Origin of the sequence: Micromonospora sp. WMMD975 (genome assembly GCF_029581215.1) — a bacterium.
In the GTDB taxonomy this organism is placed as follows: domain Bacteria; phylum Actinomycetota; class Actinomycetes; order Mycobacteriales; family Micromonosporaceae; genus Micromonospora.
In genome coordinates this window covers 3,009,426-3,035,372 of sequence record NZ_CP120739.1, presented here as the reverse complement: position 1 = coordinate 3,035,372, position 25,947 = coordinate 3,009,426, and the positions used below count along the sequence as shown (strand labels likewise).

General features: G+C 72.7%; 26 protein-coding genes. 17 read left to right on the top strand and 9 right to left on the bottom strand.

The annotated features are described in order from the left end of the window. The first annotated feature begins 13 nt into the window (after nt 1-13). The gene (locus O7613_RS13180; RefSeq protein ID WP_282294114.1) at nt 14-1,537 is read left to right on the top strand and encodes a long-chain fatty acid--CoA ligase; all 1,524 of its coding nucleotides are present in this window, start codon (nt 14-16) and stop codon (nt 1,535-1,537) included. Here the strand turns inward: O7613_RS13180 and O7613_RS13175 are convergent. The 6 genes from O7613_RS13175 to O7613_RS13150 all read right to left on the bottom strand — a co-directional run bounded on the left by O7613_RS13175 (nt 1,461) and on the right by O7613_RS13150 (nt 7,055). Next, on the bottom strand, nt 1,461-2,348 hold the full coding sequence (locus tag O7613_RS13175) for a PaaX family transcriptional regulator C-terminal domain-containing protein (protein WP_281588281.1): 888 nt from the start codon (nt 2,346-2,348) through the stop codon (nt 1,461-1,463). The two genes, O7613_RS13180 and O7613_RS13175, sit on opposite strands and share 77 nt — an antisense overlap. 38 nt (nt 2,349-2,386) lie before the next feature. After that, nucleotides 2,387-3,199 (bottom strand): ABC transporter ATP-binding protein, encoded by an 813-nt coding sequence (locus O7613_RS13170; RefSeq protein ID WP_281588282.1) that lies wholly within the window; start codon nt 3,197-3,199, stop codon nt 2,387-2,389. Beyond that, nucleotides 3,192-4,016, bottom strand: coding sequence for an ABC transporter permease (locus tag O7613_RS13165; RefSeq protein ID WP_282294113.1), 825 nt, complete (start codon nt 4,014-4,016; stop codon nt 3,192-3,194). The genes O7613_RS13170 and O7613_RS13165 overlap by 8 nt, the downstream gene beginning before the upstream one ends. Further along, complete coding sequence (locus tag O7613_RS13160) at nt 4,013-4,813, bottom strand: ABC transporter permease (RefSeq protein ID WP_281588286.1); 801 nt, start codon at nt 4,811-4,813, stop codon at nt 4,013-4,015. Before O7613_RS13160 ends, O7613_RS13165 begins: the two co-directional genes overlap by 4 nt. Nucleotides 4,814-4,818: 5 nt before the next feature. Beyond that, on the bottom strand, nt 4,819-5,793 hold the full coding sequence (locus O7613_RS13155; protein ID WP_281588288.1) for an ABC transporter substrate-binding protein: 975 nt from the start codon (nt 5,791-5,793) through the stop codon (nt 4,819-4,821). Between the two features lie 89 nt (nt 5,794-5,882). Continuing rightward, a complete protein-coding gene (locus tag O7613_RS13150; RefSeq protein ID WP_282294112.1) occupies nt 5,883-7,055 on the bottom strand; it encodes a 4-hydroxybenzoate 3-monooxygenase in 1,173 nt (390 codons plus the stop codon). Between the two features lie 204 nt (nt 7,056-7,259). Between O7613_RS13150 and O7613_RS13145 the strand changes: the two genes are divergently transcribed. From O7613_RS13145 to O7613_RS13110, 8 genes are read left to right on the top strand one after another with little or no spacing between them, the layout of a single operon-like run. Next, nucleotides 7,260-8,075, top strand: a complete 816-nt coding sequence (locus O7613_RS13145; protein WP_282294111.1) for a CoA transferase subunit A — start codon at nt 7,260-7,262, stop codon at nt 8,073-8,075. 26 nt (nt 8,076-8,101) lie between these two features. Further along, the gene (locus tag O7613_RS13140; protein ID WP_348775415.1) at nt 8,102-8,863 is read left to right on the top strand and encodes a CoA-transferase; all 762 of its coding nucleotides are present in this window, start codon (nt 8,102-8,104) and stop codon (nt 8,861-8,863) included. Further along, a complete protein-coding gene (pcaH, locus tag O7613_RS13135; RefSeq protein ID WP_281588295.1) occupies nt 8,860-9,609 on the top strand; it encodes a protocatechuate 3,4-dioxygenase subunit beta in 750 nt (249 codons plus the stop codon). The genes O7613_RS13140 and pcaH overlap by 4 nt, the downstream gene beginning before the upstream one ends. Then, complete coding sequence (pcaG, locus tag O7613_RS13130; RefSeq protein WP_281588297.1) at nt 9,602-10,174, top strand: protocatechuate 3,4-dioxygenase subunit alpha; 573 nt, start codon at nt 9,602-9,604, stop codon at nt 10,172-10,174. Before pcaH ends, pcaG begins: the two co-directional genes overlap by 8 nt. Beyond that, nucleotides 10,149-11,489 (top strand): 3-carboxy-cis,cis-muconate cycloisomerase, encoded by a 1,341-nt coding sequence (gene pcaB / locus O7613_RS13125; protein ID WP_282294105.1) that lies wholly within the window; start codon nt 10,149-10,151, stop codon nt 11,487-11,489. Before pcaG ends, pcaB begins: the two co-directional genes overlap by 26 nt. Beyond that, complete coding sequence (gene pcaD / locus O7613_RS13120; protein ID WP_282294104.1) at nt 11,486-12,265, top strand: 3-oxoadipate enol-lactonase; 780 nt, start codon at nt 11,486-11,488, stop codon at nt 12,263-12,265. The genes pcaB and pcaD overlap by 4 nt, the downstream gene beginning before the upstream one ends. After that, nucleotides 12,262-12,642, top strand: coding sequence for a 4-carboxymuconolactone decarboxylase (gene pcaC / locus O7613_RS13115; protein WP_282294103.1), 381 nt, complete (start codon nt 12,262-12,264; stop codon nt 12,640-12,642). The genes pcaD and pcaC overlap by 4 nt, the downstream gene beginning before the upstream one ends. Next, nucleotides 12,639-13,460 (top strand): IclR family transcriptional regulator C-terminal domain-containing protein, encoded by an 822-nt coding sequence (locus O7613_RS13110; RefSeq protein ID WP_282294101.1) that lies wholly within the window; start codon nt 12,639-12,641, stop codon nt 13,458-13,460. The genes pcaC and O7613_RS13110 overlap by 4 nt, the downstream gene beginning before the upstream one ends. Here O7613_RS13110 and O7613_RS13105 read toward each other — a convergent pair. Together O7613_RS13105 and O7613_RS13100 are read right to left on the bottom strand one after the other, a co-directional pair. Further along, nucleotides 13,450-14,376: a glycoside hydrolase family 68 protein gene (locus O7613_RS13105; RefSeq protein ID WP_281588306.1), complete on the bottom strand. Its 927-nt coding sequence runs from the start codon at nt 14,374-14,376 to the stop codon at nt 13,450-13,452. The genes O7613_RS13110 and O7613_RS13105 overlap by 11 nt on opposite strands. Nucleotides 14,377-14,439: 63 nt before the next feature. Then, nucleotides 14,440-15,465, bottom strand: coding sequence for a LacI family DNA-binding transcriptional regulator (locus tag O7613_RS13100; protein ID WP_282294099.1), 1,026 nt, complete (start codon nt 15,463-15,465; stop codon nt 14,440-14,442). A gap of 211 nt (nt 15,466-15,676) precedes the next feature. Here O7613_RS13100 and O7613_RS13095 point away from each other — a divergent pair, with 211 nt between their 5' ends. The 5 genes from O7613_RS13095 (at nt 15,677) to O7613_RS13075 (ending at nt 21,318) form a co-directional block, all read left to right on the top strand. Next, the gene (locus O7613_RS13095) at nt 15,677-17,032 is read left to right on the top strand and encodes an extracellular solute-binding protein (protein WP_282294098.1); all 1,356 of its coding nucleotides are present in this window, start codon (nt 15,677-15,679) and stop codon (nt 17,030-17,032) included. After that, nucleotides 17,029-17,946 (top strand): sugar ABC transporter permease, encoded by a 918-nt coding sequence (locus tag O7613_RS13090; protein ID WP_281588311.1) that lies wholly within the window; start codon nt 17,029-17,031, stop codon nt 17,944-17,946. The genes O7613_RS13095 and O7613_RS13090 overlap by 4 nt, the downstream gene beginning before the upstream one ends. Further along, nucleotides 17,943-18,770, top strand: a complete 828-nt coding sequence (locus tag O7613_RS13085; protein ID WP_281588313.1) for a carbohydrate ABC transporter permease — start codon at nt 17,943-17,945, stop codon at nt 18,768-18,770. Before O7613_RS13090 ends, O7613_RS13085 begins: the two co-directional genes overlap by 4 nt. A gap of 4 nt (nt 18,771-18,774) precedes the next feature. Continuing rightward, nucleotides 18,775-19,920 carry a serine hydrolase domain-containing protein gene (locus O7613_RS13080; RefSeq protein WP_282294097.1) on the top strand — a complete coding sequence of 382 codons (1,146 nt, stop codon included), beginning with the start codon at nt 18,775-18,777 and terminating at the stop codon, nt 19,918-19,920. A 174-nt stretch (nt 19,921-20,094) separates the two neighbouring features. After that, nucleotides 20,095-21,318, top strand: coding sequence for a multidrug effflux MFS transporter (locus tag O7613_RS13075; protein WP_281590243.1), 1,224 nt, complete (start codon nt 20,095-20,097; stop codon nt 21,316-21,318). 25 nt (nt 21,319-21,343) lie between these two features. On the opposite strand, the gene O7613_RS13070 is transcribed toward O7613_RS13075, so the two are convergent. Further along, nucleotides 21,344-22,549: a CoA transferase gene (locus O7613_RS13070; protein WP_281588317.1), complete on the bottom strand. Its 1,206-nt coding sequence runs from the start codon at nt 22,547-22,549 to the stop codon at nt 21,344-21,346. Between the two features lie 337 nt (nt 22,550-22,886). On the opposite strand from O7613_RS13070, the gene O7613_RS13065 reads away from it, so the two are divergent. The 3 genes from O7613_RS13065 to O7613_RS13055 are packed head-to-tail and all read left to right on the top strand — an operon-like array spanning nt 22,887 to nt 25,947. Continuing rightward, the gene (locus O7613_RS13065) at nt 22,887-24,083 is read left to right on the top strand and encodes a substrate-binding domain-containing protein (RefSeq protein WP_281588319.1); all 1,197 of its coding nucleotides are present in this window, start codon (nt 22,887-22,889) and stop codon (nt 24,081-24,083) included. Beyond that, on the top strand, nt 24,080-24,853 hold the full coding sequence (locus O7613_RS13060; RefSeq protein ID WP_282294095.1) for an ATP-binding cassette domain-containing protein: 774 nt from the start codon (nt 24,080-24,082) through the stop codon (nt 24,851-24,853). The genes O7613_RS13065 and O7613_RS13060 overlap by 4 nt, the downstream gene beginning before the upstream one ends. Beyond that, the gene (locus O7613_RS13055; RefSeq protein WP_281588322.1) at nt 24,853-25,947 is read left to right on the top strand and encodes an ABC transporter permease; all 1,095 of its coding nucleotides are present in this window, start codon (nt 24,853-24,855) and stop codon (nt 25,945-25,947) included. The genes O7613_RS13060 and O7613_RS13055 overlap by 1 nt, the downstream gene beginning before the upstream one ends.

Below are 25,947 nucleotides of genomic sequence, written 5' to 3'. Positions count from 1 at the left end.
GCCGGGGGCGACGATGCGTCAGCACGGCATCGGCGCCTGGGTGGCCAGGCGCCGGCTCAGGTCCCCGGACAAGGTCGCCCTCATCCACGGCGAGCTGTCGACCATGACGTACGGCCAGTTCGCCGACGCCGCGGACCGGGTCTCGGCGACGCTGCGGGAGCGGGGCGTCGGCGTCGGCGACGCGGTCGCCTACCTCGGCGAGAACAGCCCGGAGTTCCTCCAGGTGATGTTCGGCGCGGCCCAACTCGGCGCCGTCTTCGTGCCGGTCAACACCCGGCTCGCGCCACCCGAGATCGCCCACGTCGTCACGGACTCCGGCACGCGGGTGCTCATCCACGACCCGGAGTTCACCGGGCCGGTGGCCGCCGCCGGGCTCGCCGCCGGGACCCGGCACGTCATCGTCACCGGCGAGGGGACCGCGGACCGGCCGGGGCTCGCCCGGCTGGCGCGGGCCGCCGCCGGCTTCGCCGGCCCGGTCCGCACGGACCTCCACGACCCGGCGGCGATCATCTACACCTCGGGCACGACCGGCCGGGCCAAGGGTGCCGTGCTGACCCACGGGAACCTCACCTGGGTCGCGCTCAACTGCGTGGTCGACTACGACGTCGTCTCGACCGACGTGGCGCTGATGATCTCGCCGTTGTTCCACGTCGCCTCGCTCGGCATGGGCGCCCTGCCGGTCTTCCTCAAGGGCGCCACCATGGTCCTCGAGAAGGGCTTCGAGCCGGGCCGGGCGCTGGCCCGGATCGAGCGGCACGGGGTGACCATGCTCAGCGGGGTGCCGACCACCTACCAGATGATGGCCGACCATCCGGCGTGGGCCGCGACCGACCTGTCCACGCTGGCGAAGCTCACCTGCGGCGGCTCGGCGGTGCCGACCCGCGTCCTCGACGCGTACGAGGCGCGGGGGTTGTCGTTCTCGCAGGGTTACGGCATGACCGAGGCCGCGCCCGGCGTCACCGCGCTGCCGCCGGCGATGACCCGCGCCAAGCAGGGCAGCGTCGGCCTGCCGCACTTCTTCACCGACGTGCGGATCACCGACGGGACGGGTGCCGTGGTGCCCGGCGGCGACGTCGGTGAGATCGAGATCGCCGGCCCCAACGTCTTCCCCGGCTATCACGGGCTGCCGGAGGCGACCGCCGAGGCGTTCACCGCCGACGGATGGTTCCGCTCCGGCGACCTGGGCCACCTGGACGCCGACGGCTACCTCCACATCTCCGGCCGGCTCAAGGACATGATCATTTCGGGGGGCGAGAACATCTACCCGGCCGAACTCGAACAGCTGCTCGCCGAGATCGACGGGGTGACCTCGGCGGCGGTCATCGGGGTGCCGGACGAACGTTGGGGGGAGGTGCCGTGGGCGGTCGTGACCGTACGCCCGGGGGTGTCCCTCGACACCGACGCCGTGCGGGACCACCTCGACGGCCGGCTCGCGCGCTACAAGCTGCCGAAGAACGTCGTCATCGTGGACGAGTTGCCGCGGACCGCGTCGGGGAAGGTGCGGAAGGCCGAGCTGCGGGCCCGCTTCGGCGCCTGACCCCGCCCGGCGCCGCGACGAGGTCGGCGAACTCGGCGGCGGACGCCTCGGCCAGCGTGTCATGCGTGCGGCGGTAGGTCTCCGCCGAGCGGGTCGCCGGCCACTGCGCGTCCATGAACTCGGCCGGCAGCCTCGGGTCGGCGCGCAGCAGCGCGAGCCAGTCCGCCACGAGCATCGTCCGCACGGTGAGCGCGCCGGGCGCCGTCGTCGTCGCGGCCGGGTCGTCCCACACCTCGATGAACGCGAGGTGCTGACGCCGGATCGCCTCGATGTCCCACGCCGCGCGCACGCTCTCGCCGATCGGGAAACCGTCGAGTTCACGGGCGTGGAACGCCACCACGGCGTGCGGCGGGAGGTCCTGCCGCAGCGGCTCCAACGACCCGGCGAGGTCGACCTCGCCGGGCGCCAGCCAGAGCCCGTCCCGCAGCGGCGCGAAGCCCTCCCAGGTCAGGGTCGAGCGCAGCCGGTGCCGCAGCATCCGCTGGCCCTCCGGGATGGAGAAGGTGACAAGCGTCCATCCGCTGCCCTGGGGATCGAACGGCCGCGGCCCGCGGACCCGGTCCTTCGCCTCGCGCAGCACCGCGGCCCCGTGCTCGGTCAGCGAGAACAGGGTCTCCCGACCGCTGCGGGCGCGGGCGAGGATGCCGCTGTGCACGAGGCGGTCGAGGGTGGCGCGGGTCGCCGGCGCGGCGACGCCGGCGCCCTCCAGCACGCCGATCAGCACGCTCGCCCGGATCGGCCCGGTGGCGGCGTCGACGACGTGCTCGCCGAAGAACGCGAGCAGCAGTTGCTTCGGTTGACGACTACGCACAGCCCTCCCTCTCGGCGATGCCGGTGTGGCGGCCCGGGTCACCGAGCGGATCGCGGGGCCACCGCCGGTCCGCGCCGAGCCCGCTGGATCTGGCCGTAGACGTGCGTCCGCAGCTCCGTGAAACGGGGCAGGGCACGGGTCGTGATCTGGTCGCGCTCCGGCGGCAGGTCGATCGCCAGGTCCTCCCGGACCCGGGTCGGCGAGGTGGACAATACTAGAACCCGCTGGCCGAGATACACCGCCTCGTCGATGTCGTGGGTGACGAACAGCGTCGAGATCCGGCGGCTGGCGTGCAGCTCGCGGACCAGGTCCTCCAGGTCCGCGCGGGTCTGGGCGTCCACCGCGGCGAACGGCTCGTCCATGATCAGGATCTCCGGCTCGTACGCGATGGCCCGCGCGATTGCCACCCGCTGCTGCATCCCGCCGGAGAGCTGCCACGGGTGGCTGCGCGTGGCGTGCGCGAGGCCGACCGCGTCGATCGCGTCGGCGACAAGCCTGTCCCGTCGGGCCCGGGGCAGTTTCTTGTGCCGCAGCGGAAGCTCGACGTTGCCGCGCACAGTCAGCCACGGGTAGAGGCTGCGACCGTACTCCTGGAACACGACGGCCATGGCGGGGCTCGGCCCGGTCACCGGCGCGCCGTCCATCTCGACCAGGCCGCTCGTCGGCCGCAGCAGACCGGCGAGGCACTTCAGCAGCGTGGTCTTGCCGCACCCGGACGGCCCGACGATGCAGACCAGCTCACCGGCGTCCATGGTGAAGCTGAGGTCCCCGATCGCCTCCACGTCCCCGGTCGTGGACCCGTAGACCTTCCGCAGGTGCTCCACCCGCAGCAGGGTGCTCCGATCAGGCACGGCTGGCCTCCCTGACTCCGTGGTACCAGCGCAGGACGCGCCGTTCGACGAGACCGAACACGACGGCGAGGAAGACGCCGACGAGGCCGAGCAGGAGGATGCCGCTCCACATCTCGGCGATGAGGTAGTTGCGCTGGAAGTAGGCGATCCGGTAGCCGAGCCCCGACGACGAGGCGAACATCTCGGAGATCACCATGAGGATGAGCGCGACCGACAGGGCCTGCCGGACACCGGTCATGATGCGGGGGCCGGCGGCGGGCAGCACGAGGAACCACAACCGCTCCCACCAGGTGATCCGGAACGAGGCCGCGGTCTCGGTCATGACGCTGTCCGTCGCCCGGACCCCCTCGATCGTGTTCAGCAGGATCGGCCAGAGCGCGCCGGAGACGATCACCGCCACCTTCATCGTGTCGGTGATGCCGAGCAGGAGCATGACCACCGGGATCAGCACCGGCGGCGGGACGGCCCGGAAGAACTCCAGCAGCGGTTCGAGCAGGTCGCGCAGCCAGGGGAACAGGCCGATCACCGTGCCGGCGGCGACACCGAGCACGATCGACCCGGTGACACCGAGGCCGAGGCGGTAGAGGCTCGGCAGCACGTCCTCGACGAAGGCCGGGCCGACCCAGGTGTCCACGAAGGCCCGGCCGATCTCCGCCGGGCCGGGGAAGAACCCGCTCGTCGCCCTGGTCGCCACCAGTCCCCACGCCACCAGGAGCAGCATCGGCAGCCCGAGCGCGTGGAGCAGACCCGCCCCGAGCCGGGCGCCGACGCCCGGGCCGCGCGGCGTGGCGGCGATCCGGCCGGGGTACGCGGTCACCGCGCCTCCTCGCCGCGTACCGACTGGTGCCAGGACAGCGTCAGGCGTTCGACGAACCGGAAGACCAGGTTCACCGCGAGCCCGAGCAGGCCGGTGACCACGACCAGGGCGTACAGGCCGGTCGCGTCCCCGGCGGACCGGGACAGCTCGATCATGCGTCCGAGGCCGGGGTTGCCGATGACCATCTCGGCGGTGACGGCGAGGATCAGCGCGACCGCCGCCGCGAGCCGCAGACCCGTCATGAGGTACGGCAGGGCGGTCGGCAGGACGAGGTGCGTCAACCGCTCCCGCCGGGTCAGGCCGAAGCTGCGGGCGGTGTCGCGGGCGACCGCGTCGACGTCGGCCACCCCGTAGATCACCTGCACGAACACCTGCCAGAACGACGCGTAGACGATGATGACGAGGGCGGCCCGCATCTGGATGCCGAACATCAGCACGGCGAGCGGGATGAGGGCGACCGACGGGATCGGTCGCAGGAACTCGACTGCGGTGTGGGTGGCGCGCCGCAGGAACGGCACCAGGCCGACGACCGTGCCGAGGACGACGGCGGCGACAGTCGCCAGGCTCAGGCCGATCGCCCAGGACGTCATGGTGCTGCCCAGCCGACGCCAGAAGGCGAGGTCGACGAGTTGTTCGGACAGCCGCGCCAGCACGTCCGTCACGTACGGCAGGTACTGCGGGTCGATCAGGCCCAACGTGGGGATCGACTGCCAGATGGCGAGGAACCCGGCCAGGCCGGCGACGCCGAGCAACGCCTTGCGGGACGCGCGCCGGCCCCGGCCGGAGAGGACGCCCATGCCGGCTACTGCTGTTGGATCAGGCGGTCGAAGTCGGGCTGCTTGTCGAGCACCTTGTACTTCTGTGCCAGCTCGGCGAGCGTGCGCAGGCTCGCCCGGTCGACCTCCCACCCGAACGCCGGGAGCCGCACCGACTCCGCGACCGGCGGGGGCAACTCGAGGTTGTCCTTGATGGCCTGCCGGACGGCCGGCTCGTTGGCCGGGTCCTCGGCCCACTGAAGCGTCTCCTTCATCGCGGCCGAGAAGTCCGCGACCAGTTCGGCGTCCTTCTCGGTGCGTTCCTTGGTGGTGATCGTGGTGAGGGTGGCCAGGCCGGGCACGACCGCCTGGTAGGGCTCGACGACGATCGTGTCGCCGCGGTTCTTCAGCTGGGTGACGAAGGGCTCCGGCACCCACGCGGCGTCGATGTTGCCGGCCTGGAGTTGGGCCGGGGTGTCCGGGAATGCGACCTCGACGAACTTGACCTTGGACGGGTCGCCGCCGTCCTTCTCCACCGCCGCCATGATCGTCACGTCACCGGCGGCGCCGAGGCTGTTGACCGCGACCCGCTTGCCGGCGAGCTCGGCCGGGCGCTTGATGCCGGACTTCGCCGAGGCCACCACCGCGTTGATGTCGTCGCCGTCGGCGTACGAGGAGGCGTAGTTGCCGATGATGACGACGCCGAGGTTGCTCAGGTCGGCCCGGAACGGGCCGAAGGGCTGGCCGATCGCGAAGTCGATGTCGCCGTTGGTCAGGGCGGGAATGGCCTGCGCGCCGCCCTGGGCGGGCAGCACCTCGACCTTGAGGCCGTGCGCGGCGAAGATGCCCGCCTTGATGCCGCCCCACAGCGCGGCGGTCTCGGTGATGGGCAGCGCCGCGACCCGGACCTGGCGCAACTCGCCCGAGCCCTGGTCGGACGGGGGTGGCGCGTCGGAGTCGGTGCATCCGGTGAGGGCGATCGCGGTGGCGGCGATCAGCCCGAGTGCCATGACCTTCTTCATGGACGGGACCCTTCCTGGGCGGGGGTGGGGAAATGGTCAGCCACGTCGATATCGAAAGTCAAGAAAATCTGACGCCCGTCATGGATAAGTTAAACGACGGGCAGTCCGACGTAGTTCTCGGCCAGGCTGGTGGCGTAGGCGCGGGAGGTGGCGACGTATCGCAGCGTGGCGGTCTGCAGCTTCGCCTCGTACGGGTCGTCCCGCTCCAACCGGTGCAGCATGGAGGTCATCCACCAGGAGAAGTGCTGGGCCCGCCAGACCCGGCGCAGCGCCGTCGCCGAGTAGCCCGCCAGAAGGTCCGTGCGCCCCCGGTCGTACCACGCGGCGAAGGCGTCCCCGAGCAACGCGACGTCGGCGAGGGCCAGGTTCATGCCCTTCGCGCCGGTCGGCGGCACGATGTGCACCGCGTCCCCGGCCAGGAACAGCCGCTCCCACCGCATCGGCTCGACCACGAAGCTCCGCATCGGCGTGATCGACTTCTCCAGGACCGGCCCCTCGTGGAGCGACCAGCCCGGCACCGTCTCCAGCCGCGTCCGCAGCTCCGCCCAGATCCGCTCGTCCGGCCACGCGGCGATGTCCTCGTCCGGAGCGACCTGAAGATAGAGCCGGGAGATCTCCGGTGAACGCATGCTGTAGAGGGCGAAACCGCGGTCGTGGTGGGCGTAGACGAGTTCCTCCACCGCGGGCGCGGCGGCGGCGAGCACGCCCAGCCAGGCGAACGGGTACGTCCGCTCGTACGTGGTCAGCACCCCGTCGGGCACCGCGGCGCGGCTGACCCCGTGGAACCCGTCGCAGCCGGCCACGAAGTCACACCGCAGCGCCTCCTCCCGCCCGTTCCGGCGGAAGTGGACGGTCGGCGCGTCCGTGTCCAGGCCGTCCAGGCGGACCGCCTCGGCCTCGAACCGGATCGCGCCGCCGGCCGCGAGCCGGGCCGCGATCAGGTCCTTGACCACCTCCTGCTGCCCGTAGACGGTGATCGCCCGTCCGGTCAGCTCCGTCATCGGCACCCGATGCGACTCCCCGGCGAAGCGCAGCTCGATGCCCTCGTGCCGCAGCCCCTCCCGATCCAGCCGCGCACCGAGGCCGGTGCGGCGGAGCAGGTCGACCGAGCCCTGTTCGAGGACGCCCGCCCGGACCCGGTGCTCGACGTGGTCCCGGCTGCGGCTCTCCAGCACCACCGAGTCGATTCCGCGCAGGTGCAGCAGGTGCGACAGCATGAGCCCCGCCGGCCCGGCGCCGACGATGCCGACCTGGGTACGCATCTCCGGGCTCCTCTCCGCAGGTCAGAACGGGCGGGGATCCGATCGGTCAGGGCCGTCGCCGTGTTCGTTCACCGAACGGGTGTTCTCCTTCTGAACGTTGGCACGTGACCCGGCCCGCGTCAACGGCGTTGACGGATGTCATTCTCCGCCGTACGTTCGTTCTCAGCACGACCGTCCGCGTGCCGAACACGTCGGGGGAGGCTCATGGCGACGCTCGTCCCACTTGCCGACGCGGTGGCGGACCTGGTCCACGACGGCGACACCGTGGCCCTGGAGGGGTTCACCCACCTCATCCCGTTCGCCGCCGGTCACGAAATCATCCGGCAGGGGCGGCGCGATCTGACCCTGGTGCGGATGACTCCCGACGTCATCTACGACCAGCTCATCGGCGCCGGGTGCGCCCGCCGCCTGGTCTTCTCCTGGGGCGGCAACCCGGGCGTCGGGTCGCTGCACCGCTTCCGGGACGCGGTGCGGCACGCCTGGCCGGGTCCGCTCGAATTGGAGGAGCACAGCCACGCGGGCATGGCGAACCGTTACGTGGCCGGGGCGTCCGGGCTGCCGTTCGCCGTCCTGCGCGGCTACACCGGCACCGACCTGCCCCGGCACACCACGAACATCCGGCCGATCACCTGCCCCTTCACCGGGGAGACCCTGACCGCCGTGCCCGCCCTGCGCCCCGACGTGACGGTGGTGCACGCGCAGCGCGCCGACCGGGCCGGCAACGTGCAGATGTGGGGCATCACCGGGGTGCAGAAGGAGGCGGTGCTCGCCGCCCGCCGGTCCCTGGTCACCGTCGAGGAGATCGTGGACGAGCTGGCACCCGTGCCCGGTCAGGTCGTCCTGCCCGGATGGGCGGTCACCGCGGTGGCCGAGGCGCCCGGCGGCGCGCACCCCTCCTACGCCCAGGGCTACTCGACCCGGGACAACGACTTCTACCGCGCCTGGGACGCGGTCAGCCGGGACCGCGACACCTTCCGCGCCTGGTTGGACCGGCACGTGCACCTGGTCGGCACCCCGTGAGCGCGGCGGAGTGGACGGCGGACGAGATGATGACCGTCGCCGCCGCCCGGCAACTGCGCGACGGCGCCGCCTGCTTCGTCGGGATCGGGCTGCCGAGCACCGCGGCGAACCTGGCCCGGGCCACCCACGCCCCGAACCTGGTGCTCGTCTACGAGTCCGGCTGCCTCGGCGCGAAGCCGGACCGGCTTCCGCTGTCCATCGGGGACGGTGTCCTCGCCGACACGGCCGACGCGGTGGTGTCGGTGCCCGAGGTGTTCAACTACTGGCTGCAACCCGGCCGGATCGACGTCGGCTTCCTCGGCGCCGCGCAGCTCGACCGGTACGGCAACATCAACACCACGGTCATCGGCGGCGACTACGACGTCCCGGAGGTCCGCCTGCCCGGCGCCGGTGGCGCGCCGGAGATCGCCGCCTCCTGCGGCGAGGTCGTGGTCATCGTCCGGCAGAACCCGCGGACGTTCACCGCGCGGGTCGACTTCGTCACCTCGGTCGGCTACGGATCGGGGCCGGGCGACCGGGAGCGGCTCGGCCTGCGCGGCGGCGGTCCCCGACTGGTGATCACCGACCTCGGCGTCCTCGAACCGGACCCGGTCACCTGCGAGCTGACGCTGACCCGGCTGCATCCGGGCGTGACCGTGGAGCGGGCCCGGGCGGCCACCGGCTGGGACCTGGCCGTCGCCGGGCGGCTGGTCACCGGGGAGCCGCCGACGGCGCGCGAACTCACGGCGCTGCGAGCGCTGGAGGCGACCAGGATCGGCCGCGCCGAGCCGGACGGGAGAGGAACATGACCACCCGGGACACCGCCCACCAGGGCGGCCTGGTGCTGCCGCGCTACCGGCGGGACGACGTCGACGCCCATCCGCCCCTGCTCAGCCCCGGCTACGGGTCCACCGTGGCGCGGGCGCCGCAGCAGCCGCTCGCCTACCTGCCGCAGCGCCTGACCGAGGTCACCGGGCCGCTGCTGGGGGAGGGGCGTCTCGGCGCGCTCGACCACGACCTGACCCGCCAGCACGACGGCGAGCCGCAGGGGCAGCGGATCGTCGTGCACGGCCGGGTCCGCGACGGCGACGGCCGTCCGGTGGCCGGCACGCTCGTGGAGATCTGGCAGGCCAACGCCGCCGGCCGCTACCGCCACGCGTCGGACACCTGGCCGGCGCCGCTCGACCCGCACTTCGAGGGGGTGGGCCGGGCGCTCACCGACGCCCGGGGGCGCTACCGGTTCGTCACCGTGCAGCCCGGCGCCTATCCCTGGCGCAACCACGACAACGCCTGGCGGCCGGCGCACATCCACTTCTCCCTCTTCGGCCGCGCGTTCACCCAGCGGCTGGTGACCCAGATGTACTTCCCGGGCGACCCGCTGTTCTTCCAGGACCCGATCTTCAACGCGGTCACCGACCCGGCCGCCCGCCAACGGATGGTCGCCCGGTACGACCACGCCACCACGGTGCCGGAGTGGGCCCTGGCGTACGAGTTCGACATCGTGCTGCGGGGCCGGGAGAGCACTCCCTTCGAGGACGGTGACGACGATGACTGAACGGCTGGGCGTCACGCCCGCGCAGACGGTCGGGCCGTACCTGCACATCGGTCTGCGCTGGCCCGACGGCCCGTACGTGGTGCCCGAGGGCACGCCTGGCGCGTTCTGGATCCGGGGCCGGATCGTCGACGGCGCCGGAGCGCCGGTGGTCGACGCGATGGTGGAGAGCTGGCAGGCCGACCCGGACGGCCGGTTCGACCACCCGGACGACCCGCGCGGGGCCCGGCCGCCCGCGCTCCCGGGTTTCCGGGGGTTCGGCCGCAGCGAGACCGACGGGCAGGGCTGCTACCGGCTGCTGACCGTCAGGCCCGGCGCGCTGCCCGACCCGGACGGCGGCGTCGAGGCCCCCCACCTGACCCTGTCGGTGCTGGGACGGGGGCTGCTGCACCGTCTCGTCACCCGGCTCTACTTTCCCGACGAGCCGGCGGCGAACGCCGCCGATCCGGTGCTGCGCGGCGTCGACGCGGATCGCCGGGACACGCTGCTGGCGAGCGCCGCGCCGGACGGGTTCCGCTTCGACATCCACCTCCAGGGCGACCGTGAGACCGTCTTCTTCGCCGTCTGACGGCCTGCTCGGCGGTCTCTCCGGCAGCCCGGACGTCGACGCGGAACTCGGTGACGTGTCCCTGCTCCAGGCGATGCTCGACGTGGAGGCCGCGCTCGCCCAGGCTGCCGCCGACACCGGCATCGTGCCCCCGGCGGTGGCGGAGGCGATCGGCGGCCGGTGCCGCGCCGAGCGGTTCGACCCGGCGGCGCTCGGCCGGGCCGCGGAGGCCGCCGGCAACCCGGTCGTCCCGCTGGTCCGCGAGTTGACCGCCGCGGTGCCCGAGCACGCCCGGGCCTGGGTGCACGCCGGCGCGACCAGTCAGGACGTCCTGGACACCGCGCTGGTCCTGGTCACCGTGCGGGCGCTCGGGCCGCTGTCGGGTCACCTCGACGCCGCCGTCGACGCCGCCGCCGGGCTGGCCGACACCCACCGGGACACCGTGATGGTCGGCCGGACCCTCGGGCAGCAGGCGGCACCCACCACGTTCGGGCTGAAGGCGGCCGGCTGGTTGACCGGTCTCGTCGAGGCCCGGGACCGGCTGCGGCAGGCGGGCGCCGCGCAACCCGCGCAACTCGGCGGCGCGGTCGGCACCCTGGCCGCGTTCGGCCCGGCCGGTCCGGAGGTCGCCGAGCGGTTCGCGGCGCGCCTGGGCCTGCCCGGGAGCCCGCTGCCCTGGCACACCCGCCGCCAGCCCCGGCTCGACCTGGCCGCCGCCCTGGGTGGGCTCCTGGTGGCCGCCGGCAAGGTCGCGCTCGACGTCGGGCTGCTCGCCCAGACCGAGATCGGTGAGGTCACCGAGGGCGGCGACGGGCGGGGCGGCTCCTCGGCCATGCCGCACAAACGCAACCCGGTGGACTCGATCCTGGTCACCGCCGCGGCCCGGCGCGGCCCGGGTCTCGTCGCCACCCTGTTCGCCGCGGCGGCGCAGGAGCACGAGCGGGCCGCCGGCGGCTGGCACGCCGAGTGGGAACCCCTGCTCGACCTGCTGCACGTCGCCGGCGGCGCCGCCGCCCGCTGCGCCCGGATGCTCACCGGGTTGCGGGTCCGTCCGGAGCGGATGCGGGCGAACCTCGACGTGACGGGCGGCGTCGTGCTCGCCGAGGCCGTCGCCGCGCGGCTGGCCCCCGCCGTCGGCCGCGGCGTCGCGCACGACCTGGTCGCCCGCGCCGCCGCCGCGCCGTCGTTCCGCGCCGCGCTGCTCGCCGACCCCGAGATCCGCGCCCACCTGTCCGAGGCGCAGGTCGACGAGGCGCTCGACCCGTACCGCTGGCTCGGCTCGGCCGGTCACTTCGTCGACCGGGCCCTGACCGCCGTTCGGGACGTGCCGCGGTGACCGCCCGGCTGCACACCACGTCCGACGGCCCGGCCGGCGCGCCGGTGCTGCTGCTGGGAAGTTCCCTCGGCACCGCCGGCGCGATGTGGGAACCCCAGGTGGCGGCGCTCGCCGCCCGGTTCCGGGTGATCCGGTACGACCACCTGGGCCACGGCCGCTCGGCGGTGCCGCCGGGGCCGTACTCGCTGGATCTGCTGGGCCGGGAGCTGTTGCGGACGCTCGACGGCCTGGGCGTGCCGTGGGTCCACTACGCGGGGCTGTCGCTCGGTGGCATGGTCGGCATGTGGCTGGCCGCGCACGCGCCCGACCGGGTGCGGCGGCTGGCGCTGCTGTGCACGTCGGCGTCGCTCGGCCCGCCGGAGCAGTGGCGGGAGCGGGCGGCGACGGTCCGGGCCGCCGGCCTGCCGGCGATCGCCGACGCGGTGGTGGCCCGCTGGTTCACCCCGGGCTTCGCCGTGGCCCGGCCGGACGTGGTCGCCGCGTTCCGCGCCATGCTGACCGCGACGTCCCCCGCCGGGTACGCCGCCTGCTGCGAGGCGATCGCCGCGATGGACCTGCGCCCCGCCCTCGGCCGGATCGGCGCGCCGACGCTCGTGATCGCGGGCGCGGACGACGCGGCGACGCCGGTCGGGCATGCCCGCGACATCGCCGGGCGGATCCCCGGGGCCCGGCTCGCCGTCGTCGGGGAGGCGGCGCACCTGGCGAACGTCGGGCAACCCGAGCGGGTGTGCCGGCTCCTGCTGGACCACTTCGACGAGAGGCCGCGTGAACGATGAACGACCGCGAGCGGCACGAGCAGGGCATGACGGTACGCCGGCAGGTGCTCGGTGACGCGCACGTCGACCGCGCGGTCGCCGGCACGGACGGGTTCACCGACGACTTCCAGGACTTCATCACCCGCTACGCCTGGGGCGAGGTGTGGAGCCGGCCGGGTCTCGACCGGCGTACCCGCAGTTGCGTGACCCTCGCCGTGCTCGCCACCCTGCGCCACGACGAGGAGCTGGCGATGCACGTCCGGGCCGCGCTGCGCAACGGGCTGAGCGAGCAGGAGGTGGCGGAGGTCCTGCTCCAGGTCGGCGTCTACGCTGGCGTACCGGCGGCGAACCGGGCGTTCACGGTGGCCCGGGAGACGTTGCGGCGGGAGGCCGGGTGAGCGTGAGCGGCGAGGTGGCGAGGTCGCCGGAGTTCGTCCAGTCGCTGGAGCGCGGCCTCGCGGTGATCCGGGCGTTCGACGCCGACCATCCGCAGCTCACGCTCAGCGAGGTGGCCCGGCGGACCGGCCTGACCCGGGCCGCGGCGCGCCGGTTCCTGCTCACCCTGGTCGAGCTGGGCTATGTGCACACCGACGGCCGCCTCTTCTCGCTGCGGGCGCGGATCCTCGACCTCGGCTACGCCTACCTGTCCGGCCTGGGCCTGCCCGAGATCGCCCGCCGGCACATGGAGGCGCTCGTCGCGCAGGTGCGCGAGTCCTGCTCGATGTCGGTGCTCGACGGCGACGAGGTGGTCTACGTGGCCCGCGTGCCGACCAAGCGGATCATGACGGTGGGGATCAGCGTCGGGACCCGCTTCCCCGCGTACGCCACGTCCATGGGCCGGGTGCTGCTCGCCGCGCAACCGGCGGACTGGCTCGGCGACTACCTGGCCACCGCGGAGCTGCGTCCGTTGACCCGCCGCACCGTCACCGACCCGGTGAAGCTGCGCGCCGTGCTGACGAAGGTCGCCGCCCAGGGGTACGCGATCGTGGACCAGGAGTTGGAGGAGGGGCTGCGGTCGCTGGCCGCGCCGATCCACGGCGAGGACGGGTCGGTGGTGGCGGCGGTGAACGTCTCCGCGCACGCCACCCGGGGGTCGTTCGAGGTGATCCGGCGGGATCTGCTCCCGCCGCTGCTGGCCGCCGCGAGGCGGATCGAGGAGGATCTGCGGGCCGGCGCGGGCCGGGCCTCGACGGCGGCCGGGGTCGTCACCGGGTGACGAGCCCGGCGGCGGGGTCGTGGCGGACCGGGATCGGGTCGCTGAGCTCGCCGACGAACTCGCCGTCGACGTGGTCGACGAACCCGATCAGGGACCAGCCGCCGGCGTCCGGGACCAGCCGCGGCGCGTACAGGTGGGGCAGCGTCACCGGTCGGGCCGCCGGCACGTCCCAGGGCCCGCGGACCGTCGGCGCGCTTGCCACCCAGAGCTGGTGCGCCGGTCCCCGGCCGGCGGCGACCGCGTTGGTGCAGAACAGCAGCAGCGGCTGCCCGTCCACCACGGCGACCTGCGGCACCTCCAGGTGGCCGAAGCCGGCCGGCGCGGACAGCGGGGGCCGGACGGTCCAGTCGAGCAGGTCCGGTGAGGTGGCGTGGCCGATGACACCCCGCTCACCGGCGGGGCCCTGGTTGGCGCGGGCGGTGACGAGCATGTGCCAGCCGTCGCCGTCGGGGTCGGGGAACACCCAGGGGTCGCGCCACGCCTGCTCGTACCACATCTCCCGGTCGAGCACCTCGTACCAGGCGGGGTCGGCCTCGACGACCGGACCGTCGCCGTGCCGCCGCCAGGTGACCAGGTCGTCGGAGACGGCCAGCCCGATCCGCTGGACCAGCCCGTCCTCGGCCCGCCCGACGCCGGTGTAGAACAGGTGCCAGCGCCCGTCCGGGCCGCGGACCGTGCAACCGGTCCAGGTGGCCAGGTCGTCCCAGCCGGGCGCGTCGGCGGGCACGAGCGCGTCCGCGACCAGTCGCCAGGAGCGCAGGTCGGTGGAGACGGCGTGGCCGATCGAGGCGCGCCGGTGACGGCGGTGCGGGTCGAGCAGGGCCCGGGAGGCACGCAGGAAGAACACGTGCCACGAACCGTCGTCGTCCTGGGCGTACCAGCTGTCCCACACCCAGTGGTCGGGCAGACGTAACATGGCGGGAAAGCTATCAGTAAATCGGTTTAGCGGCTACCGCCCGGGTGGTGAGCCGCCCGGTGCTCAGCCGGCCGGCGCGGCGACGGAGCGGCGGCGGCGCAGCGGCATCGGCACGTACGCCGGCTCGTGCCCGTCGCCGTCGAGCAGCGACTCCACCGCCCGGCGTCCCATCTGCTCGTGCGGCAGCGCGGCGGTGGTCAGTTTCGGGCGCAGCCAGGTGGCGATCGGATCGTCGTCGAAGGAGATCACCGAGAGGTCGTCCGGAACGCTCAGGCCGGCCTCGCCGAGCGCCTGGTAGGCGCCGAAGGCGAGCCGGTCGTTCATGCAGATGACGGCGCTCGGCCGGACCGGCTGCCGCAGCAGCGCGCGGGTCGCGGCGTAGCCGTGCTCCGGTTGCCACTCCGGGCAGAAGCCCTCGGTCAGCAGCGAGACGCCGGCGGCGGCGAGGGCACCCCGGATGCCGCGCAGCCGGGCGGCGGCGGCCAGGGAGATCTCCGGGTCGCTCTCCTTCTGCCGGTTGCGCCCGATCAGCGCGATCCGGTCCCGGTGGCCGCGCGCGAGCAGGGTCTCCGCGACCGTGGCGCCGGCCCGTTCGTCGTCCGGCAGCACGCACGGCAGGTGCTCCGCGCTGGTGGCGTTGAGCAGCACCACCCGGCCCCCGAGGATCGCCGGCGGCACCGTCAGCCGGCGGGTCGCCATGGCCGCGTAGATCACGCCGTCGACCTGGCGGTCGAGGATCGCCTCGATCGCGTACCGCTCGAAGGCCGCGTCGCCCTGGGTCTCGGTGATGAGCAGGACGTGGTCGCGCTCGCGGGCCGCGTCCAGCGCGCCCCGGATCAGGCCGCCGGCGAAGCGGGTGGTGGCGACGATGTCGGAGACGAACGCGATGGTGGCGGTCTTGCGGGTACGCAGGCTGCGGGCGGCCACGTTGGGCCGGTAGCCGAGTTCCTCGGCCGCCGCGAAGACCCGCTGGTGCGCCTCGGCGGAGAGCCGGGTGCCCTCCCGGCCGTTGAGCACCATCGACGCGGCGGTCTTGGACAGCCCGGCGCGCTCGGCGACGTCGGCCAGGGTGGCGCGGTTGCGGCCCATCAGTCCTCCGATCCCGGCGATCCGTCCGCCGCTGCTGCCCATCATGATGCGTCCGGTCGCGGCCTGCGTCGCCGGTCTCCCGGCGGCCCGATTCGTGAACGCGTCGTTTCCGGACCGTTGCCGACTGCTTCTTGACAGCCCCAGCTCACCCGCGCATGCTCTGCTAAATCAGTTTAGCGAAGCCGTTCCGCCGCGACATAGGAGGCCCGACGTGCCGGAGTTCCCGAGGATGACCCGCCGCCGGTTCGCAGTGCTGGCGCCACTGCTCGCCGCCGGCCTGGCCGCCACCGCCTGCAGCCCACCCGGCGAGGAGCAGACCACGTCGAACGACGCCGACGCCAAGGTCAGCACCGAGCTGGGGTCGGAGAAGATCACCCTGGAGATGTACGCCGAGACCGGCTTCCCGCTGGCCAAGGCGCTCGCCGACGAGTTCACCAAGCAGCACCCCAACGTCACGTTCAACGTCCGCGAGGACCAGTTCACCGTCATCGTGGAGAACGCGCCCCGGGTCCTCGCCTCGGACAACGCGCCCGACATCATCCGGCTGCCCACCATGGTCGACCTGGTCAAGGACGGGCTGCTGAAGAACATGGACCCCTACTTCGAGGCGTACGGGTGGGACAAGTTCCCGGCCTCGCAACTGGTTCAGCTGCGGATCGGCGAGGGCGGCGTCCGGGGCGAGGGCTCCCTGTACGGCATGGGGCTGGGCTACAGCGTGACTGGCGTGTTCTACCACAAGGACCAGGCCGCGCAGATCGGCATGACCCAGCCGCCGGCCACCATCGCCGAGTTCGAGGACCTGCTGGCCAAGGCGAAGGCGGCGAACCTCCAGCCGATCATGCAGTTCAACAAGAACACCGCCGGCATCAACTTCCCGCACCAGGCGCTGCAGAACCAGTACGGCGACCCGGCCCGGATCGCCGACTGGATCTTCCAGAAGCCGGATGCCACCTTCGACACCCCGGCCGCGTTGAAGGCCACCCAGACCATCCAGAAGTGGGCGCAGGCGGGCTACTTCCCGAAGGACGCGAACGCCGTCGACTACACCGCGATGATGGGCGAGTTCGGCAAGGGCAACGGCACGTTCATGTTCAACGGCGACTGGGAGTCGGCGAACCTGGACAAGCAGCTCCCCGGCAAGGTCGGGTTCTTCCTCTTCCCGGGTGAGACCGCCGACGCCAAGCGGGTGGCGATGTCGGCGCCGAACACCTTCGGGGTCGGCGCGAAGGCCAAGCACCCCGACGCCGCCGCGTTCTTCCTCAACTGGGTGCACACCAACGACAAGGCCCGGGAGATCTCGGTGAACGTCGGCGGCTCGTCCCCGGGCGGTCCGGCCGAGCTGTCCCTGCCGCCGGTGCAGGAGGGCACCGTGCTGGCCGAGACGCTGAAGGCGTCGCAGCAGCTCGGGGCCGACAACGGCGCGGTCGACTTCACCGCGAACGCGACCGGCGGCATCTTCGCCGCGGCGATCACGCCCGAGATGCAGAAGCTGATCGCCGGACAGCAGACGCCCGAGGGGTACGTGAAGGCGGTCCAGGCCGAGTACGAGAAGGAACTGTCCCGGTGACGACCGTCCTCGGCGCACCCGCGCGGCCCCACCGGAAGCGGTGGGGCCGCGCGGCCCGGTGGAGCGGGTGGCTGTGGGTCCTGCCCGCGCTGCTCATGTACGGGTTCTTCGTGTTGCGCCCGCTCCTGCTCACCGTGCAGTACTCGTTCTACCGCTGGAACGGCATCGGGGCGGCGACCTGGGCGGGGCTGGACAACTACGTCACCGTCTTCACCGACCGGGACCTGCTGAAGATCATCGGGAACGCGTTCGTCCTGATCGTCTTCTTCAGCTTCGTCCCGGTGGTGCTGGGCCTGGTGGTGGCCAGCCTGGTCCGCCGGATCGCCACCGGCCCGGCCGGCGCGATGGTGCGTACCGTGCTCTTCCTGCCCCAGGTGATCCCGCTGGTGGCGGCCGGCATCGCCTGGAGCTGGATGATGTCCTCCAGCGGCCTGGTCAACCAGGCGCTGCGGGCGGTCGGGCTGGGCTCGGTCACCCGGCCCTGGCTCGGCGAGTTCGACACCGCGCTGCCGGCCGTGGGCGTGATCGGGGCCTGGGTGATGCTCGGCCTCTGCACCATCCTGCTGGTCACCGGCATGAGCAAGATCGACCCGTCGCTCTACGAGGCGGCCCGGATGGACGGCGCCGGCTCGATCCGGGAGTTCTTCGCGGTGACCCTGCCCAGCCTGCGCCAGGAGATCGGCATCTGCCTCACGGTGACCGTCATCGCGGCGCTTGCCAGCTTCGACATCGTCTACATCTCCACCAGCGGCGGCCCGGGCATCGAGACGACCGTGCCGGGCCTGGAGATCTACCGGCTCGCCTTCTCCCAACGCCAGGTCGGGCTCGCCTCGGCCCTGGGCGTGGTGCTGATGCTGCTGGTCCTGGTGTGCGTGCTGCCGATCCAACGGCTGACCCGGGGAGAGAAACCATGAACCTGACCGGTCGCGGTGAGCGACTGACCGGGCGGATCTTCCTGATCGCGCTCGTGGTCGTCACCCTGCTGCCGTTCCTCAGCATGCTGTCCGCGGCCCTGCAACCGCGCGGCACCGTACCCACCGGCCTGGCCTGGCCCTCGGACCCGCAGTGGGGCAACTTCGCCGACGCCTTCACCGCCGCGAACATGGGCGCCCTGCTGAAGTCCAGCATGCTGATCGTGGCCGGGGTGGTGCCGTTCGCCGTGCTCATCGCGACCATGGCCGGCTTCGGCCTCGGCCACCTGCGGGTGCCCGGCGGCCACCTCGCCTTCGGGCTGCTGCTGCTCGGCCTCACGCTGCCCTTCGAGGCCGTGGTCACCCCGCTCTACTACCAGATCCGCGACCTCGGCCTGCTCAACACCCGATGGGCGATCATCCTGCCGCTGGTCGGCCTCTACATGCCGTTCGCGGTGTTCTGGATGCGGGCGCACTTCATCAACGTGCCACGGGAGCTGTCCGAGGCGGCCCGGGTCGACGGCAGCAACACCTGGCAACTGTTCTGGCGCGTGCACGTGCCGCTGGCCCGCCCGGCCGTCGCGTCGCTGACCATCCTGCTGTTCCTCTGGACCTGGAACCAGTTCCTGCTCGCCATCGTCCTGGTGGACGACGCCACCAAGCGGACGATGGCCGGCGCGCTCGGCGCGTTCCAGGGCCAGTGGGGGACCGACCTGGTGTTGCTCTGCGCCGGCTCGCTGCTCATCATGACCCCGACGCTCATCGTGTTCGTGATCTTCCAGCGTCAGTTCATCAAGGCCCTGCTCCAGGGCTCCGTGAAGGGATGACGAGGTGACCGACCCGCAGATCCACGGGCACGCCGACGACGGCTTCGGTCGGGTCGCCGACGTGTTCCGGGCCAACTTCGCCGACCGGGGCGAGGTGGGCGCCGCGGTCGCCGTCCACGTCGCCGGCCGCGCGGTCGTCGACCTGTACGGCGGGACGGCCGACCCCCGGTCCGGCCGGCCGTGGACCGCCGACACGCCCGCGGTCGTCTTCTCCGTCACCAAGGGGATCATGGCGATCTGCGCGTACCGGCTGGCGCAGGAGGGCCGGCTCGACCTGGACGCGCCCGTCACCCGCTACTGGCCCGGGTTCGGCCGGCACGGCAAGGACGAGATCCCGGTCCGCTGGCTGCTCACCCACCAGTCCGGCCTGCCGGCGCTGGACCGGCCCTTCACCCTCGACGAGGTGCTCGCCTGGGACCCGGTGATCGAGGCGATCGAGGCGCAGGCCCCGCTGTGGCGACCGGGCACGGCGCACAGCTACCACGCGATGACCTACGGTTGGCTGATCGGCGAGGTCATCCGCCGGATCACCGGGGAACTCCCGGGCGCCTGGTTCGCCCGCACCATCGGCGAGCCGCTCGGCCTGCGTACCTGGATCGGCCTGCCGGCGGCCGAGCGCGACACGGTCGCCTGGATGCTGGCCCCGGTCGGTGACCCCGGCCCGGCCGGCGACCCGGTCGCCGAACGCGGCATCACCATGGGCGGGGCGTTCGCCTTCCCGGCCGACGACACCGGCCTGGTCAGCTTCAACGACCCGGCCATCCAGGCCGCGCAGGTCCCCGGCGCGGGCGCGGTCAGCACCGCCGAGAGCCTGGCCCGCCTCTACGCCGCCTGCGTCGCCGGGTCCGCCGCCGGCCCGCGCCTGCTCACCCCCGCGTCCGTCGACGACGCCCTCGCCGTCCGCGCCGCCGGCCAGCAGGTGTACGGGCTGCCGGACGCCGGCCACCGCTGGGGCACCGGATTCCTGGTGCACGCGGCGCCGCGCCCGATGCTCGGGGTACGCAGCTTCGGCCACGACGGCGCCGGCGGGCACCTGGCCTTCGCCGACGACACCCACCAGCTCGGCTTCGGCTACGTGGTGAACCAGATGGGCGGCATCGACGACGAGCGGGCCAACCTGCTCAGCGCGGCGGTGCGCGACTGCCTGTGACCCGGGTAACCTCTCGCGCAGACGGGAATGGGGCCGGCGGGACGGGACCTGAACCCAGGTGTGACTGTCTTACCGAATTCCGCCCGGCCGCGTCCTGACCGGGCGGAGGTCCCCCCGATGACCGATGTCGCCACCGACCGGCGGCCGACCACCACCTCGACACCCGGGGACCTGATGGGCCGGGGGCAGCGGCTGCGGCTCGTGCTGGTCCTCGGTTCGCTGATCGCGGTGGGTCCGCTGACCATCGACATGTACCTGCCCGCGCTGCCCGCGATCGTCGCGGACTTCGCAACCACCTCGGCGGCGGTCCAGCTCACCCTCACCGGCACGCTCGCCGGGCTCGCGGTCGGCCAGCTGCTGATCGGTCCGCTGTCGGACGCGGTCGGGCGGCGCCGTCCGCTGATCGCCGGCCTCGTGCTGCACGTCATGGCGTCGTCGCTCTGCGTCGTCGCGCCGAACGTCGCCGTCCTCGGGGTGCTGCGGGTGGTGCAGGGCCTCGGCGTCGCCGCCACCGCGGTGGTCGCGATGGCAGTGGTCCGTGACCTGTTCAGCGGCGCGGCGTTCGCCACCCTGCTCTCCCGGCTGCTGCTGGTGATGGGCGCGGCGCCGATCCTCGCCCCGACCCTGGGCGGGGCCGTGCTGCGCTGGACGGACTGGCCGGGTGTCTTCGTCGTGCTGGCCGTCTTCGGCGTGCTGCTGGCCGTGGTCGCCGCGCTCGGCCTGCCGGAGACGCTCCCGCCCGAGCGCCGCCGTCGCGGCGGCGTCGTCGGCACCGCCCGCCTCTACGGCTCGCTGCTGCGCGACCGCGTGTTCGTCGGCCTGGTCCTGGTCGCCGGCCTGGCCATGGCGGCGCTGTTCGCGTATGTGGCCGGCTCGTCGTTCGTGCTTCAGCAGGGGTACGGGCTCGACGAGCAGGAGTTCGCGCTGGCGTTCGGCGCGGGCGCGGTGGGCCTGATCGGGGCGACCCAGTACAACGTGCGGTTGCTGCGCCGCTTCCCGCCGCAGCGCATCCTCGTGGTCTCGCTGGGCGTGGGAACGCTGGCCGGCCTGGCCCTGCTGGGCTTCGCCGCGACGAACGTCGGTGGGCTGCCCGCCCTGCTGGTGTCGTTGTGGGTGGTGCTGGCGGCGGCCGGCCTGGCGATGCCGAACGCCCCGGCGCTGGCGCTGTCCCGGCACGGCGAGGCGGCCGGCACCGCGTCCGCGCTGCTCGGTGCCGTGCAGTTCGGGGTGGGCGCGGTGGCCGCGCCGCTGGTCGGCGTGCTGGGCACCGGCGCGGTGGCGATGGCCCTGGTGGTGACCGGTGGCATGGTGGCGGCGCTGGCGGTGCTGCTGCTCGTGGTGCGGCCGTCCCGACTCGCCGACCTGGAGCCCGCCCCGGGGGTCGTGGTCGCGCACTGACGGACCTCGACGCTCTCGACGGGCATCAGATGACCCCGGCCGCTCGAAGCTCGGCGGTCCGGTCGGCGTCCAGCCCGAGAAGCTTCCCGAACACCTCGTCGTTGTGCTCACCGAGGTCCGGGCCGGTGTGGCGGACCGCGCCGGGAGTGCGGCTCAGCCGTGGCATGACGTTCTGCATCGGTACGTCGCCGAGGCCCGGCGCCGCCAGGCGGACGATCGCCTCGCGGGCGGCGAAGTGGGGGTCGGCGAGCATGTCGGGCGCCGTGTAGATGCGCCCGGCCGGCACCCCGTGGGCGCTGAGGCGGTCGAGCAGCTCGTCGGCGGGCACCGTCGCCGACCACTCGGCGATGATGCCGTCGATCAGGGACATGTTGCGCCCGCGCGCGTCGTGCGCGCGGAACCGGTCGTCGTCGGCCAGCTCGGTCCGGCCCATGACCTCGGTGAGCCGGCGGAACACGCTGTCCTGGTTGGCCGCGATGAGCACGCTCTCACCGTCGCTGGTCGGGAAGACGTTGCTGGGGGAGATGTTCGGTAGCACCGCGCCGGTGCGCTCGCGCTGGTAGCCGGCCAGCGACCACTCCGGCAGCAGTGACTCCATCATGGCCAGGACCGCCTCGTAGATGGCCGCGTCGACGACCTGGCCGCGGCCGGTACGGAGCCGTTCGTGCAGGGCCACGAGCGTCCCCAGCGCGGCGAAGACGGCGGCGAGGGAGTCGCCGAGGGAGATGCCGGAGCGGGCCGGTGGCCGGTCGGGGTCGCCGGTGACGTATCGGATGCCGCCCATCGCCTCGCCGATCGAACCGAAGCCGGCGCGGCCGGCGTACGGGCCGGTCTGGCCGTAACCACTGACCCGCGTCACGACCAGGCGGGGGTTGAGCTCCCACAGCGCCTCGGGGGACAGCCCCCAGCGTTCGAGCGTGCCGGGACGGAAGTTCTCGACGAGCACGTCGGCCTCGGCGAGCAGCCGCCGCACGAGCTCCTGCCCGTCGGCGTCGCGCAGGTTGATGGTGACCGACTTCTTGTTGCGGGCCACGACCGGCCACCACAGGGACATGCCGTGCGGCTTCTCGCGGCCCCACTGGCGCATGGGATCCCCGGCCCTGGGGTCTTCGATCTTGATGACCTCGGCGCCGAAGTCGCCGAGGAGCTGCCCGCAGAACGGACCGGCCAGCAGCTGGCCCATCTCGATCACGCGCAGATCGGCCAGCGGCAGCGCGGTGTTCGTCGCCATGCGACCTCCAACGTCAGACGTAACTGTATGCAATCTAGGGTGCGAGGAGCGATCCGACAACGTCTCACGGCGGAATCGTCTGCGTACCGAAAGTCAAGACCTGCATGCAACCTCCCAGGGAGGTAACGGCTTATCTCCTGTTCAGAGGTGATGCTTGACACTGCACGAAACGTCGAACTACCTTCGGTTGTGCACAGGAAGTCGTCACTTCGAGGTTCCTGAGTCACCGCGGGATGCGGACGACAGGGACCACGAACCGCTCGATGCCAGACCGCCATCACCGCTTTTTGCATACATTCCCTCGTCCCTCGTGGGCCGTCTCCTGAGGAGTGGCATCTTGTTCACGTTCCCGAGAGCGCTCCGCCGCTCCGCCGCCGCGGCCCTGAGCGCCGCCCTGCTGCTGGGTGCCGCCGCGTGCGGCGACTCGTCCTCGGGCGGCGACACGCCCGGCCCGGTCGACGACGCCTATACCGCCCAGGCCGCCGAACTGATCAAGGTGGGCACCGGCGGCCTGCTGTACTTCGAGGGCGCCGAGGCCGACATCACCCTGGACAAGATCAAGGTCTACGAGGACTGGTCCGGCCCGACGCAGTCGGCCAAGCCGGTGGCGGGCGCGAAGGTCGACATCATCGTGTGCAAGATCGGCACCTCGTGCGAGGAGGTCGGTCGCAAGGCCGCCGCGATCGCCCAGCAGATCGGGTGGACCGCGGAGGTCATCGACGGCCAGGGCACGCCGGAGGGCTTCCAGAAGGCGCTCGCCACCGCCGCCACCCACAAGCCCAGCGCCGTCATCACCGTCGCGATCCCCGAGAACCAGGCCGCCGACGGCATCGCCGAGTTGCAGAAGGCGAAGATCCCGGTGGTCGGCATCTCGGCCGTCAAGGAAGGCGGAACGGTCGGCTTCGACGCCAACGTCTCCAGCCGGGAGACCTTCCAGTCGGTGCTCCAGGTGACCCAGGCGATCGCCGACAGCAAGGGCACCGCGAAGGCCGTCTTCCTCTGGGACGTCGGCTACCCCCACCTGGTGGAGGCGCTGAACACCAGCAAGAAGGTGTTCGCGGCGTGCACCGGGTGCCAGCTGCTCGAGGTACGCGAGCGGACGCTGGCCCAGGCGGGCGACCCGATCGAGATGCAGAACATCGCCACCTCGTTGATCCAGAAGTACGGCGACGACCTGCAGTACATCTTCACGCCCTACGGCAACGGGGTGGAGTCCATCATCGCCGCGCTGAAGGCGGCCGGCCGGACCGACGTCAAGGTGCTGTCGAAGAACGCCGAGCCGGAACGCCTGAGCAGCGTGGCCGCGGGCGACCAGTTCGCCGACTTCGGCGCGGTGCGCGGCTGGAACGCCTACGCCGCGATCGACCAGGTGGTGCGGCTCCTGGCCGGGAAGCCCGCGCTGCCCGACGCCGAGCAGGGCATCCCGGCGACCATCTTCCGGCAGTCGAACGCCCCCGAGGACGGCAAGGTCGACTGGGACTCGTACGTCGACTTCGCCGAGCGGTACACCCGGATGTGGAGCGCCGCGCAGTGACTGACGCACCGGTTCTGGAGGCCGTCGGGATCAGCAAGTCCTACGGTCGGGTGCGGGCGGTGGTGGACGTCTCCTTCGACGTGCGGCCGGGCGAGATCCTGGGCATCGTCGGCGACAACGGCGCCGGCAAGTCCACGCTCATGAACGTGGTGAGCGGGGCGATCGCCCCGGACAGCGGGCACCTGCGGGTGACGGGACGGCAGCTCACGCCGCACACCATCGGACAGGCGCGCGCCGCCGGCATCGAGATGATCTACCAGGATCTGGGGCTGAGCGACAACCTCAGCGTGGTGGAGAACGTCTTCCTCGGCCGCGAGTGGACCGGCGGCCCCGCGGTGCTGCCGGTCCTGCGGAAGAAGGCCATGCGGGTCCGCACCCAGGCCGTGCTGGAGAGCCTCGGCATCGACCTGCACGACATGAACGTGCTCGTCGAAGGGCTCTCCGGCGGCCAGCGGCAGATGGTCGCCATCGCCCGGGCGCTCGTCGCGGCCCACGAGCCCCGGGTGATGGTGATGGACGAACCGACGGCGGCGCTCGGCACGTCGGAGTCCCGCGTCGTCAACGACCTCATCGTCCGGCTGCGGGACACCGGCTACGCCGTGGTCGTGATCAGCCACCGCATCCCCGAACTGCTGGAACTGGCCGACCGGTTGCTGGTCATGAAGGGCGGCCGGCAGGTCCACCACGGGCCGACCCGGGATCTCGACGTCGAACGGTGCGTGCAGCTCATCGTCCGCGGCGCCGCAGCGCTGGAGAGGAGCGCCGGATAATGCCCGACACCCTGACCACCCCGCCCGTCCTCGTCCGGCAGAGCGCCGACCGGTCCCGGCAGAGCCGGTCCGAGTGGCTCGTCGGGGCGATCGGCAGGTTCGGGCTCATCGGGCTGCTCGTGCTGGTGATCGCCTCGTTCTCGGCGCTCAGCCCGTCGACGTACTTCACCGTCACCAACTTCCGACTCGTGCTGGTCAACCAGACCGTCACCGTCATCGTGGCCCTGGCGGCGACCCTGCCGCTGCTCGCCCACTACCTCGACGCCTCGGTCGGGCCCATGCTGGGCCTGGCCCAGGGGCTCGCGGTGTGGCTGATCGCGGTCCACGGGACGCCGATCTGGCTCGCCGTGGTGCTGGTGATCGCCGTCGCCGTCGTGGTCGGCGCGCTCAACACCCTGCTGGTGCTGCGCTTCGGCATGACGTCCATCATCGCGACCCTGGCGACCGGCAGCGTGCTCATGGGCCTGCTCTACCTGGTCACCGGTGGCCGGGTCATCTTCCAGAACGTCCCGGAGAGCTTCACCGGAATCGCCCGCGGTGATCTCGGCGGCATTCCGCTGCCGCTGCTGTACCTGCTCGTGGTGGTCGTGGTGCTGGAGATCGCCGTGGTCTGGACGCCCTTCGGGCAGCGGATGTACTCGATGGACGGAAACCTGCGCGGCGCCGCGCGGGCCGGCATCAACGTCAACTCGTACACCCTGCGGGCCTTCGTCGGCGCCGCGGTGCTGGCCTCGATCGCCGGGCTGCTGCTGGCGTCCCGGATCGGCTCCGGCCAGCCGGCCGTGGGGCAGCAGTTCCTCCTGCCGGCGTTCGCCGCGGCCTTCCTCGGCGCGGCCGTGCTGCGCCCGGGGCGGGTCAACATGCTCGGCACGCTCATCGCCGCCTACTTCGTGAGCTTCACGATCGCGGGTCTCCAGCACCTCGGCGCGGCGACCTGGATCGAGAGCGTCTTCAACGGCGTCGCCGTCATCGTCGGCGTCTCCGTCGCCGGCCTGGCGGTGCGTCGCCGCCGCCGGTTGGCCGTCCGGCACGTCGAGCGGCTCGAGGCCGAACATCCCGATCCACCGCAGGACCAGACCAGCGAGAGGGGCTGA

Bases quoted from the DNA above. Each gene is read 5' to 3' on its own strand.
- O7613_RS13180 (WP_282294114.1), top strand. From the start codon at position 14: ATGCGTCAGCACGGCATCGGCGCCTGGGTGGCCAGGCGCCGGCTCAGG.
- O7613_RS13160 (WP_281588286.1), bottom strand. From the start codon at position 4,813: ATGGGCGTCCTCTCCGGCCGGGGCCGGCGCGCGTCCCGCAAGGCGTTG.
- O7613_RS13155 (WP_281588288.1), bottom strand. From the start codon at position 5,793: ATGAAGAAGGTCATGGCACTCGGGCTGATCGCCGCCACCGCGATCGCC.
- O7613_RS13150 (WP_282294112.1), bottom strand. From the start codon at position 7,055: ATGCGTACCCAGGTCGGCATCGTCGGCGCCGGGCCGGCGGGGCTCATG.
- O7613_RS13145 (WP_282294111.1), top strand. From the start codon at position 7,260: ATGGCGACGCTCGTCCCACTTGCCGACGCGGTGGCGGACCTGGTCCAC.
- O7613_RS13140 (WP_348775415.1), top strand. From the start codon at position 8,102: ATGATGACCGTCGCCGCCGCCCGGCAACTGCGCGACGGCGCCGCCTGC.
- pcaH (WP_281588295.1), top strand. From the start codon at position 8,860: ATGACCACCCGGGACACCGCCCACCAGGGCGGCCTGGTGCTGCCGCGC.
- pcaG (WP_281588297.1), top strand. From the start codon at position 9,602: ATGACTGAACGGCTGGGCGTCACGCCCGCGCAGACGGTCGGGCCGTAC.
- pcaC (WP_282294103.1), top strand. From the start codon at position 12,262: ATGAACGACCGCGAGCGGCACGAGCAGGGCATGACGGTACGCCGGCAG.
- O7613_RS13105 (WP_281588306.1), bottom strand. From the start codon at position 14,376: ATGTTACGTCTGCCCGACCACTGGGTGTGGGACAGCTGGTACGCCCAG.
- O7613_RS13100 (WP_282294099.1), bottom strand. From the start codon at position 15,465: ATGGGCCGCAACCGCGCCACCCTGGCCGACGTCGCCGAGCGCGCCGGG.
- O7613_RS13085 (WP_281588313.1), top strand. From the start codon at position 17,943: ATGAACCTGACCGGTCGCGGTGAGCGACTGACCGGGCGGATCTTCCTG.
- O7613_RS13075 (WP_281590243.1), top strand. From the start codon at position 20,095: ATGGGCCGGGGGCAGCGGCTGCGGCTCGTGCTGGTCCTCGGTTCGCTG.
- O7613_RS13070 (WP_281588317.1), bottom strand. From the start codon at position 22,549: ATGGCGACGAACACCGCGCTGCCGCTGGCCGATCTGCGCGTGATCGAG.
- O7613_RS13055 (WP_281588322.1), top strand. From the start codon at position 24,853: ATGCCCGACACCCTGACCACCCCGCCCGTCCTCGTCCGGCAGAGCGCC.